Consider the following 11,975-nt stretch of genomic DNA (forward strand, 5'->3'; position numbering starts at 1 on the left):
TGCGTTAGGGGTTAGATGATCTCCTTAGCAGCGAGTCAGTGCGAACACCGATGCGCTGAGCGAGGGCTCACCACCCAGGAGGGTGACGTGCGTCACGCCGAGGTCCTCGAGGTCATCGAGAACTCCGCCGGGGACACAGTTGGTGGTAGCAGCGAACACCGGAGCGCCCTCTGCACCAGCCCACGCCGAACCTGCCAGCGCGTCCGGGTAGTTAAGACCCGTCACCAGGAAGGCGTGCTCTGCCGTGTCGAACGCGTCGGCGTTGATAGCCCGAGCGGTCTGGTAGCGGTCGGAGCCAGCCAGGCGAACAGCGTTCGTCACTGCATCCACATCATCGAAGATGCCTGCCGAGACGGTGTCTGCGCCACCGAGCACTCGCGCGTCGGTGACACCGAGGTCGCCGAGCAACGTCACCGTTGCCGCGTCGAGATCGGTTGCAGCACCGTTCACGAGGATCACCGGAGCATCCTTCGATCCAGCAGCACCACCGGCAGCCAGCGCGTCGGGGAACTTGAGTCCCGTCGACACGTAGGCGTAGGCGGAACCGTCTTCACCGAATGCGTAGTCAACCAGCAGACGAGAGGTCTCGTAGCGGTCGGCTCCGGCGACACGGTCGACGGTGTCGGCCATGCCCTGCAGCTGGGTGAACACCGCGGCGTTCACCGACGGGATACCACCAACGACGACGATCCGTGCGGGATCGAGTCGTGCGAGCTCCGTCGCCACAACACCGGGGATGGAATCCGGGGTGATGAGCAGCAGCGGGCCGCCCTCGTGCGCAGCAGCCGGACCAGCCGAGAGTGCGTCGGGGTAGTTGTTTCCGTTGGCGATGTAGACCACCGGAGCCGTACCGGGGTACGACTTCTTGGAGATCTCGACCGCAGTCTCGAAGCGCGAGGCTCCGAACACGCGATCCACCGTGACGTCGCCCGGGTCGACCTCGTCGGCCGGCACGTCCACGGTCGCGACGTCGCTGACGTTGCCAGCGTTGTCGGTTGCGCGGTACGAGACGGTCACCAGACCGGTACCAGGAACCGCGAACGGTGCCGTGTACGTGGTCCAGGTCGACTCACCAGACAGCTGGTACTCGACGGAGGCGACACCGGAGCCGGTGTCCTCAGCCGTCAGAGTGACCGTGCGGCCGGAGACGCTGGCCGTGACCGTCGGGTCGGTGACGTCAGGAACGATCACGTTGAAGTAATCGAACTTGGCCGTCTTGCCCGCGGTACCGGTGGACGTCGAGCCGAGCGCGTACACGCCGACCTTCGCGTTCGATGCCAGTGCTGCACTCGTGAACGTGTTCGTGAACGGGGTCCACGTGGTTCCGTCGGTGCTCCACGAAGCGGTGAACACGTTGCCGGTCTTGGCGATGCGCAGGTACGCAATGCCTCCCGTTGCCGTCGCGCTCACGTTGTTCTGCGGGTTCTGCACAGCGGCCGCGACCTCGTGACGGAACTCGAAGTTCCGCGCGATCGTGCTGCCAGCAGCGTTCGTAGTAACAACGTCGAACTTCATGTAGTTGTCGCCGTCGACGTAGACGACCAGACCTGCGTTCTGGTACTGGCGGTCGAAGGCCGAGGTGTCAACCTTGGTCTCGATCGTCCAGTCACCGGCCGGCTGGTCCTGCAGAATCACGTTCGGGATGGTCGTCCCGGTCGTGTAGATATCTGCCTGCGTCGTGTCGATCTCGAGGCTGCCACCCTGTACGCGGTACTTGGTGGTGTCCTCGTTCGTGACAGTCCAACGGCAAGCGTCAAGCGCCGTGCCATCGAACGGGTCGTTCAGCGCAACTGCACCGCACTCGACGATCGCCGGCACCTCAACGGTGTCAACAGCCGAGACGTTGCCCGCGGCATCCGTCGAACGCACCTGGATCGTCTGACCCGTGAGGGGCAGCGAAACCGGAGCGGTGTAGGTCGCCCACGAGACACCACCGTTGTTCGAGTACTGCACCGACGCGACACCACTGGTGGCGTCAGCCGAAGCAATCTCGAGCGTACGGACGTTCGGGTCGGACGAGCTCACCACGAGCGAACCATCAACCGTCGGCACGGTCTTGTCGACCTTGACCGTCAGTGTCTGGGCCGTGGTAGGCGTTCCCGATCCTTCGGTCACCCGGTAGTTCACCGCAGTGGTTCCCTCAGTGGTGATGGCGAACGGAGCCGTGTAGGTCGTCCATGCCCCACCGTTGAGGTTGTACTCGATGAGCTTCGTGCCGGAGCCGCCGCCGGTGGAAGCAAGCGTCACGTTGACGTTCTGCTTGAACCATCCGTTGGTGCCGTCAGCAGTTGCCGGGGCGGTGGTCGCGTTCACGGCAAGCGCCGCAGCCGTGGTCACCCTGAAGTAGTCGAACTTCGCCGTCTTGCCTTCGGTCGTCGTCTGGGTGGAACCCAGCGTGAAGACACCCATCTTCGCGTTAGCCGCGAGATCGGCACTCGTGAAGGTGTTGGTGAAGTTCGTCCACGTCGTGCCGTTCGCACTGTACGAAGCGGTGAACACGTTGCCAACCTTGGCCAGACGCAGGTACGCAATTCCACCGGTAGAGGTGGCGTTCACGTTGTTCTGCGGGTTCTGGACGGTGCCAGCCACCTCGTGACGGAACTCGTAGTTCCGCGCGATCGTGCTGCCAGCCTGGTTGGTGGTGACGATGTCCCACTTCATGTAGTTCTCGGCATCGGTGTACAGGATCAGACCCGCGTTCTGGTAACGGCGGTCGAAGGAGGAGGTGTCAACCTTGGTCTCCATCGTCCAGTCGCCAGCGGGCTGGTTCTGCAGGATCACGTTCGGGATGCTTCCACCCGTTCCGTAGATGTCCGCAACCGTGGTGTCGAGCTCGAGGTTGCCGTTCTGCACGCGGTACAGGTTGGCGTTCTCGTTCACGATGCTCCAGCGGCACGCGTCCAGCTTGTTGCCATCGAACTCGTCACTCGGTGCCGGCGGCAGGGCCGTGGCATCCGGGGTGATCGAGAAGAAGTCGAACGATGCGTTCACGATCGGCGACGACTGGGCCAGCGTGGACGTCGAGCCAGCTGCGAAGAGGCCAATCTTGGCGTTCGTCAGCGACGCGATGTCACGCGTGGTCGTGATCTGGGTCCACGTGGTGCCGTCGGCCGAGTAGAAGCCGGTAGCGGTGGTTCCAGAGATGTCGATACGCAGGTAGCTGTCATCCGGGTACGCAGCGGTCAGGTTCGGGGAGTTCGTCTCCGAAGCCGATCCACCGGTCTCCTTCAGCATCTGAACAACACGGTTCTCGGCGTTTGCCGCGCTCGTGTCGCGACCCTGGACAACCAACTTCACATACTCGTCGTCGTTGGTGTACAGGATCAGACCAGCCTGCTGGTAACCGACACGCGCCGGCACGTTGACCTTCGTGATCACGCTGTAGTTGCCCGTAGGAGCATCCTGCAGGATCAGGTTCGGCGAGACCGGAGTGCTCGCCTGGTGAAGGTCGCCGATTGCCGCCGGGATGGTCAGCTTGCCGCCAGCCACCGAGATCGTCTGATCCTGGCGGACGTTGCGGTTCCACTTCGCGTCCAGCGACGTGCCATCGAAGCCGTCCGAGCGACCTGCGTAGCAGACACCCGCAACAGCGGCGTTGACCGTGATGACCTGCTCGTACTCGTTGTACGCGCCGCCAGCGTCAGTCAGCTTGACTCGAATGACCTTCGTGCCCGGGGTCGTGTACGTGACCGACTGCGAAGCCGTTCCCGTCACGTAGCCGTTGCCCGTGTCCCACGCGATCGTCACCGGGGCGCCAACGGCACCATCGGGGTCGACTGCGCCGACAACGGAGGCGTTGACCGTGAGCGGCGCGAGGCCGGTCGTCTTGTCAACCTGCAGCGTGCCGGTCGGAGCGCTGTTCGACTGAACACCCGTACCAGCGAACTGGTAGTAGTTCACCTTGGCCGTACCAGCGGTGTTGACGAAGAAGAGGGTTCCCTCTCCGCTCGGCACCGAGCTGAAGGTCAGCGTCTGGTACTGGTAGGTGGTTGCGCTACCGGTTGCGGTGTAGTTGAGCGTTCCGATCACGTTCGCCGTCGCCGGGTCCGGGTTTGCACCCGAGGCGAAGCGAGCTTCGATCGTTCCACCCGCCGCAGAGGCGAGGCGGAGGTCGACGCTGGTCATGTTGATCAGGTTGACCGGGCGGTAGCCCCAGTAGTCGTTGACGTCGAGGCTCGCGAGGTTGGTACCTCCGCCGAGCGGGTCGGTCGTCGTCTCCGTGGAAACACCGGTTCCTGACGGGTTGCCGATCTGGCCGGTCACGTCCAGGTACTCCGCCTGCAGAACAGTCGGGTTGAGGACGTTCGTGGCGTACGCCGTCAGAGGTGTGTTCGCGCTCGCGCCACCGTCGGTGTAGCTCGCGTTCACCACCCAGAACAGGTTCGCCTCGAGGCCGTGGCCTGCGTCACGAGCCGTCTGGATCCAACCCTCACAGCCGAACTGCTGGCCGTAGTCGTGGTTGTGGGTGTCGTGACCAAGGGCAGCGAGAACGCTGACCTTCGTGCAGTCAACCGTGCCATCCGGGTCGTTGACCGTCACCTCGTAGCGGACCTGGTCACCCCACTCGAAGAACCCACCGTTTTCCGGGAAGTTGATCGTCATGGTGGGAGCAGCGTTACCGACGACGATGGTGACGTTGGCGATTGCCGAACCACCCTCGCTATCGGTGACGGTCAGCTGGGCGTTGTAGCTGCCCGGCGCGGTGTACGTGTGGCTCGGGTTGGCGAGCGTGGAGACCGGCGAGTTGTCGCCGAAGTTCCACGAGTACGTCAGCGCGAGGCCGGACGGGTGCGACGATCCAGCAGAGGAGAAGTTCACCGCGAGCGTCGATGCGGCAGTGGACGTGACATCCGCTGCAGCCCGAGCGATCGGCGAGATCTGACCCTGCGTGTAGTCGATGCGGTAGATACCCGAGTCGCTGTTGTTGCCGTTGAAGCCGGAGCCCCAGTCGACGACATACAGGGCACCATCCGGGCCCCACTCGAAGTCCATCGCACGACGGAACAGACCGTTGCTGGAACCGTTGTCGAAGATCGCCGGGAGGATCTGGTTGATGTCAACCACGGACGTTGCGTTGGTGCGGTCCATCTGCACCGAGTACATCGTTCCCTGGTTCCACTCACCGAGCAGACCCTTGCCGTCCCAGTACTTGGGCCACTTCTTCGCGGAGGCGAGGTTCTCGTCGTAGCGGTAGACGGGACCACCCATGGGTGCTCCACCGCCGCCACCGATCTCGAGAACAGCCTTGGCGCCGATGCTGGCCGTCGTGTTGTTGCTGTTCGGGTAGCTGATCGTCGGCTGGATGACCGGCGGGAGGTTCGTCATACCCGTGTTGTTCGGGGAGTTGTTGACGAGAGCGTTCGGGTTGAACGCGGAACCGGTCGTGTTGTTCTGGAAGTCGAAGTCCATGTAGCAACCGTTGTTGTTTGGACCAATCGTTCCCTGGCAGTACGGCCATCCGTAGTTACCGGGCTGGCTCAGCAGGTTCCACTCGACACCACCGCGGGGACCGCGGGTGGCGCTGTCGGAGCCGGCGTCGGGGCCGTAGTCACCCACAATGATGTGGTTGTTCTTCGGGTCCAGTCCGATACGGAACGGGTTGCGGAAGCCCATCGCGTAGATCTCGGGACGCGTCAGCGGCGTTCCGGGAGCGAAGAGGTTTCCCGACGGAATCGTGTAGGTGCCATCCGGCTCCGGGTGGATACGGAGGATCTTTCCACGAAGGTCGTTGGTGTTACCCGACGTACGCTGCGCGTCGAAGTCCTGACGGCCCGAGCGCTCGTCGATGGGCGAGTAGCCGCTCGACTCGAACGGGTCGGTGTTGTCACCCACGGCGAGGATCAGGTTGCCGTTGGTGTCGAACACCATGTCGCCACCCATGTGGCAGCAACGGTTGCGCTGGGTCGTGATCTTCAGGACCGAGACCTCAGACGAGAGAGCCGCGGTCTTGGTTCCGAAGTCGTAGGTGAAACGACCGATGCGGTTGTGCGGACCATCTGAACCAACGTTCGAGGGAGCGTAGTACAGGTAGATCCAACCGTTCGTCGCGAAGTTCGGGTCTACGACAACGCCGAGGAATCCGTCTTCGTTGGCCTGCGTGACCGGGAGGGTCAGGGCCGTGGTGGTGACGTGGGTCACGGGGTCGATCTGGCGCAGGCGTCCATCACGCTCTGCGTAGAAGACCGTTCCGTCGGGGGCGATGTCCATGGCCATGGGGTTGGCCGTGTTGTCGTCCAGCGTCACGAAGTCGTAGCTTCCGCTCTGGCTTGCGGCACAGCCCGAGGGCACAGCGCCGGCAGCGATCTTGATACCACCGAGGATGTGGTTCACGAACGCCGGCTCAGAGTACGACGCGTTGGTGTGGCCAAGAGCCGTGTACCAAGAGCGCAGCGAGGTTCCGCTGATCTGGCGGTCCTGACACCAAGCGACAGGGTGATCGACGGGCATGGCGCCGGAGCCCGGTGCGTACGACTTCTCGTCGAGCGAGAGCAGTACGTGGAGGTTGGAGCGCTTGAAGGTCGACGCGGTGAAGTTGTACCACTCGTCGGTGCGGGTCCAGGTGTCGCTAGTGAGGTGCTTCGTCGACTCGTTGGTCGCGTCCTCAACCTTGATCGTGGCCTGCTGGATCGCGGGGTGGTTGTTGAAGTCCGCTCCCACGAGCGTCTCCTTGTACCAGGTCCACGAGTCCTCGGTGTCGGTCGCCGAGTGGATACCTGCGTATCCACCGCCGCCCTCGATGTACGCCTGGAACGCGGCTTCTTCCGTCGAGTTCAGGACATCGCCTGTCGTCGAGTTCCAGATGACCGCGTCGTACTGGGAGAGGTTCTCCTCAGTGAAGACGCCCGTCGAGGTGGCCGCGACGTCGACTGCGAAGTTGTTCGCAAGACCCAGGTTCTGGATCGTCGTCGTTGCGGTCCCGATCTCCGGGTGAACGAAACCGGCGGTTTCGTTGAAGACCAGGACCTTAAAGTCCGGGTCTGCCGCGTTCGCAGCGGTAGCAACCCCAAATACTGGGGCCATCACCCCCGCGATCATGGCAAAAGTCGCGAGAATCGCGACCCACGGGGACCTGCCCCGTGTTAGGTGGACTGCATTGTTCACCGTGTGGCTCCTTTTGAAAATGTGATGGAGGCTCGATTTTTGGGGAGCACACAGCGTGATCCCCATCGATCGATAGTGATCGCGACGCTAAGGCATTAAATGTTGCGTGTCAAGATAAATAACGTCACGTTCTCATCGCTGTTGCGAATCTCGACGCGGGCGCGCGAAAGAGCCCAGCAATTCCGCGGCCACTTGGCCGCACAGTGGTTTATCCCGCTTTGTCAACAAAACGGAGCGTTCTACCCCCGCTGGAGAATTCCGGCGTTAGGTGCCGTCAAATGACGGAGTTTTGTTCGTTCGGGAACTTAAGTTGCTGAACGCTTGGAGCGCGTCCGCACAATGATGATCACGATAAGGGCGATGAGAATTGCACCGGCGACCGCTATGCCCACTGGGAGCAACCATTCGAGCCCCGTGGGTGCCTGATATCCCGGAAGATTGGTGTCTTCCACCGTCTCGACCTGGACGATGTCGAGGTCGACCGTTGCAGTCGCTGCCGCGGGCCGCGTGGTGGACACCGTGACGCTCCACGGGCCCTCCAGAAGGACCGGATCCGGAGTAGCCCAGGTGTATGGGCCGAACTCTCCGGAGACGAGGCGGATCGGGCCGACCTCCTGGCCAGTTGCCGACACGGCAGTCATGTAAGCGTCCATGACCTCTTCGACCTGATGCCCGTCCTCGACGTACACCGCGTCCATCATGATCTTGCCCGTGCCGTCCTGGCCGATGTTCAACTGGATGTCGCCACCATGGGCCGTCGCGGCGGACGCGACTCCGAAGAGGCTGAGCATGAGGGCCAGGAGCGCCGCGACCAGGGTGATGGATCGGCGTCGGAGAGTCATCTGGGCATTCATCGTTGAACTGTTCCTTTCGGGAACCCCCACCACCATTGGCGGGAGCGTGGAGGCAAATCTAGAGATCGATTATGGGAGCGGGATGAGAGGGTCCGCGAGCAGTCGCGTGAAGGCAAGCTCGGCAGCTCCGATCATGAGGATGTTCGACCCGAGCACCGCCTCGGAGATCTCCACGACCTCGCCAGGACCGTGGAGCGCCCTGGCCCTCACCTGGGACACGAGGTACTGCGGATCCATCGAGTACAGGCTCGCCAGGAACCCGCCGAGGATGATCCGCTCCGGGTTGAAGGCGTTGACCGCATTGCGAAGGGTGATCGCCAGGTAGTCGAGCTGCCGGTGGATCTCCGGCATGATGACCGTCGGATCCCCCTCCCGGAGTGCCCGGTTGACCTCGTCGAGATCTGCACCCTCGAGCCCCACGAGCTCCTGGAGGCGCGCCAGTGAGACCTCGGTCTCGAGGCATCCTGACCCGCCGCAGTGGCAGTCGGCGCCGTCCGTGCGCACAAGCGTGTGCCCGAGCTCGCCCGCGTAACCGTTGCGGCCCGTGCGGAGCGCTCCCCCGCCGGCGACGCCGCCTCCGATACCGGAAGGGCCACCGTTCAGGTACACAAGGTCGAGACATCCCTGTCCCCCGCCGAACTGCAGCTCGGCCACAGCGCCGAGGGATGCATCGTTCGCGGCGGTCACGGTGTACCCCGTCGCCTCGGCGATGAGCTGCGCCACCGGCGCGTCACGCCACCCGAGGTGCGGTGCATAGCTGACGACGCCGTCCTCGACCCTCGTCAGCCCCGGAACACCCACTCCGACCCCGACGATCCGGTAGCCGGACTCGAGCTCGACCTTCATCCCCTCAAGGATCGCGGCGGAGATGTTCGCCACCTCGGCCGGTGTCGGCGACTGGAGGGTCGCAAAGCGGATCTTGCGGATGACCTCGCCACCGAGCCCGACGAGTCCTACCGTCACCGCGTCGACCTCGGGATTGATGGCAAGCGCCGCGAGCGAGCGGTTGGGCGTCACCGTGGGGCTCGGCCTGCCGATCTGGCTGTTGCCGCTCGCGCGGCCCTCGATCACGAGGCCGAGCTCGACGAGATGCGACACGAGCGTGCCGATCGTGGATCGGTTCAGCCCGGTCACCCGGGTGAGCTCCGCCCTGCTGATGGCGCGCTTGTGGTGCACGAGCGACAACACGAGCGACAGGTTGCCCCGCCGGGTGGTGTCGTTCGACGCCGGTGCGGAGACGGGCAGGTCAGAGATGTCCGGCTGACCGTGCCCGACTCGGCTCATTCGTTCTTCGTGCTGAAGGCCGCGTCGAACGCCGCCGAGGGCGGGTCAAAGGCGAGCCTGCGCACGAACTCGAGCGCCTCGGGGGCGCCAATGAGCCGGTCCATGCCTGCATCCTCCCACTCGACCGAGATCGGGCCCTCGTAGCCGATTTGGTTCAACATCCGGAAGCTGGACTCCCAGGGCACGTCGCCGTGGCCCGTGGAGATGAAGTCCCAGCCACGGCGTCCGTCTGCCCAGGGCAGGAGCGAGCCAAGGCGGCCGTTCTTGCCGTTGCCGACGCGCATCTTCGTGTCCTTGCAGTCCACGTGGTAGATGCGGTCCTGGAACTCGTAGAGGAAGCCCACGGGGTCGAGGTCCTGCCACACGAAGTGGCTGGGGTCCCAGTTGAGACCGAATGCCGGGCGGTGGTCGATCGCCTCGAGGGTGCGGATCGTCGACCAGTAGTCGAAGGCGATCTCGCTCGGGTGCACCTCGTGAGCGAAGCGGACGCCGACCTCGTCGAAGACGTCGAGGATGGGGTTCCAGCGGTCGGCGAAGTCCTGGTAGCCGGCGTCGATCATCTCCTGGCTTGCCGGCGGGAACATCGCGATGTACTTCCAGATGGAGGAGCCGGTGAAGCCGATCACGGTCTTCACACCGAGCTTCGCAGCGATGCGCGCGGTGTTCTTCATCTCCTCGGCGGCACGCTGGCGCACGCCCTCCGGGTCGCCGTCTCCCCAGATGGCGGCGGGGAGGATGTCCTTGTGACGCTGGTCGATCGGGTCGTCGCAGACGGCCTGTCCCTTGAGGTGGTTCGAGATCGCCCACACTCCCAGGTTGTACTTCTTGAGCAGGTCGAGCTTGCCCTGGACGTACTCGTCGTCGTCCCAGCGGCTCGGGTCGAGGTGGTCGCCCCAGCAGGCGAGCTCGAGGCCGTCATAGCCCCACTCGGATGCCAGTCGCGCAACTTCCTCCAGCGGAAGGTCGGCCCACTGGCCGGTGAACAGAGTGATAGGTCGTGACATGGGTATGTGTCCTCTCGTTCTTAAGCCTGGGTCCAGGCGCTTCCGTGTGCCGAGCTGGCCTCGACCGCCGCGAGCACCTTCTGGACCTTGAGTCCATCGGCGAACGTGGGGGTCGGCTGAACATCTGCGGCGATTGCTTCGATGAGGTCCTTGACCTGGTGCGAGAAGGCGTGCTCGTAGCCGAGCATGTGACCAGCAGGCCACCAGGCGGAGATGTAGGGGTGGCCGGGCTCGGTCACGAGGATCTTGGTGAAGCCCTGCTCCTCCGCGGGTGCGGTGGCGTCGTAGAACTCCAGCGAGTTGAGGTCCTCGAGGTCGAACGAGAGTGCGCCCTTCGATCCGGAGATCTCGAAACGCAGGGCGTTCTTACGGCCGGTCGAGAAGCGCGTGGCCTCGAAGGTACCGAGCTTTCCGCCCTCAAAACGTGCGGTGAAGAGTGCGATGTCGTCAACAGTCACCTCACCGAACTCCGAGCCGGCCTTGTTGCCGCCCAGGCCGGAGGTGTTCTCCGCGGGAATCGGGCGCTGCTTGATGATCGTGTCGATCGTGCCGGACACGGACTCGATCAGGAGCCCGGTGACGAACTGGGTGAGGTCGATGATGTGCGCACCGATGTCGCCGAGTGCGCCGGAACCGGCGTGCTCCTTCTGAAGGCGCCAGGCGAGGGGGACCTCGGGGTCGATGAGCCAGTCCTGCAGGTAGGAGGCACGGATCTGGTGGATGTCACCGATCTTGCCCGCCGCGATGAGATCGCGGGCGAAGGTGACGGCCGGGACACGGCGGTAGGTGTGGCCGAGCATCGCGTAGACGCCCTTGGCCGCTGCCTTCTCTGCAGCAGCTGCCATGGCCTCGGCCTCTTCGACAGTGTTGGCGAGGGGCTTCTCGCAGAGGACGTGCTTGCCTGCTTCGAGAGCAGCGATGGCGATCTCGGCGTGCGAGTCACCGGGGGTGACGATGTCAATGATGTCGATGTCGTCGCGAGCGATTGCCTCGCGCCAGTCGGTGGATGTCTCGGCCCAGCCCCAGCGCTCGGCGGCATCCGCCACGCCGGTACTGCTGCGACCCACGATCAGCTGCATCTGCGGCTTCGCGGGGAGATCAAAGAACCGGGGTGCAACTCGCCAGCCCTGCGAATGGGCGGCACCCATGAACCCGTAGCCGATCATCGCGACACGGGGGGACTGGGGCAGTGACATCTGTTGTTCGCTTTCTGTTGTGCTGAGGGAGGGGACGGTGCCCGCGCGCGTGAGCGCGCGGGCACCGTCTGTTGTTCGGTTTAGGACTCGAACGCGGTGGGGAGGAACTCCTCCACGTTCTCGGCCGTGACCACGGGTGCGTAGAGCACGATGCGGGCGGGGACGGCCGCCTCGACGAGGTCGCTCATGACCTTGCCCTGCGCGATGAGACGCGCCAGGCGGATGCCGTCAGCAGCCTGCGTCGACGGGTAGATAACCGTCGCCTGCAGAACCGAGTCACCCGACTGGATCTCACGCATGGCGTTGGCCGAACCAGCACCACCAACCATGAAGAACTCGTCACGACCGGCCGCGTTGATGGCCGCGAGGACACCAATACCCTGGTCGTCATCGTGGTTCCAGATCGCGTCGATCTTCGGAGCGGCCGACAGCAGCTGCGAGGTCACAGCCTCACCACCGGCAACAGTGAAGTCAGCAGCAACACGGTTCGACACCGACAGGCCACAGTCCGACAGAGCGTCAGCAAAACCAGCCGA

Annotated in this window: 6 protein-coding genes; all 6 read right to left on the reverse strand. The window is 64.0% G+C overall.

The genetic code is table 11. From position 1 onward, the window contains the following. Positions 1-24: 24 nt before the first annotated feature. Positions 25-7,035, reverse strand: a complete 7,011-nt coding sequence (locus HDC94_RS14370; RefSeq protein WP_218870601.1) for a ThuA domain-containing protein — start codon at positions 7,033-7,035, stop codon at positions 25-27. 371 nt (positions 7,036-7,406) lie between these two features. Beyond that, complete coding sequence (locus tag HDC94_RS14375; protein ID WP_179498708.1) at positions 7,407-7,955, reverse strand: hypothetical protein; 549 nt, start codon at positions 7,953-7,955, stop codon at positions 7,407-7,409. Between the two features lie 69 nt (positions 7,956-8,024). Further along, positions 8,025-9,239: an ROK family transcriptional regulator gene (locus HDC94_RS14380; RefSeq protein WP_179498710.1), complete on the reverse strand. Its 1,215-nt coding sequence runs from the start codon at positions 9,237-9,239 to the stop codon at positions 8,025-8,027. Beyond that, positions 9,236-10,243, reverse strand: a complete 1,008-nt coding sequence (locus HDC94_RS14385; protein WP_179498712.1) for a sugar phosphate isomerase/epimerase — start codon at positions 10,241-10,243, stop codon at positions 9,236-9,238. Before HDC94_RS14385 ends, HDC94_RS14380 begins: the two co-directional genes overlap by 4 nt. 20 nt (positions 10,244-10,263) lie before the next feature. Beyond that, positions 10,264-11,439 (reverse strand): Gfo/Idh/MocA family protein, encoded by a 1,176-nt coding sequence (locus tag HDC94_RS14390; protein ID WP_257021676.1) that lies wholly within the window; start codon positions 11,437-11,439, stop codon positions 10,264-10,266. Between the two features lie 80 nt (positions 11,440-11,519). Further along, positions 11,520-11,975: substrate-binding domain-containing protein (locus HDC94_RS14395; protein WP_179498714.1), on the reverse strand; the 456-nt coding region annotated here is incomplete at its 5' end.

Origin of the sequence: Leifsonia sp. AK011, from assembly GCF_013410945.1 — a bacterium.
Taxonomy (GTDB): domain Bacteria; phylum Actinomycetota; class Actinomycetes; order Actinomycetales; family Microbacteriaceae; genus Rhodoglobus.

What these genes read in the sequence shown, in the direction of transcription:
- HDC94_RS14370 (WP_218870601.1), bottom strand. Translation starts at nt 7,035, where the DNA reads ATGATCGCGGGGGTGATGGCCCCAGTATTTGGGGTTGCTACCGCTGCG.
- HDC94_RS14375 (WP_179498708.1), bottom strand. Translation starts at nt 7,955, where the DNA reads ATGAATGCCCAGATGACTCTCCGACGCCGATCCATCACCCTGGTCGCG.
- HDC94_RS14380 (WP_179498710.1), bottom strand. Translation starts at nt 9,239, where the DNA reads ATGAGCCGAGTCGGGCACGGTCAGCCGGACATCTCTGACCTGCCCGTC.
- HDC94_RS14385 (WP_179498712.1), bottom strand. Translation starts at nt 10,243, where the DNA reads ATGTCACGACCTATCACTCTGTTCACCGGCCAGTGGGCCGACCTTCCG.
- HDC94_RS14390 (WP_257021676.1), bottom strand. Translation starts at nt 11,439, where the DNA reads ATGTCACTGCCCCAGTCCCCCCGTGTCGCGATGATCGGCTACGGGTTC.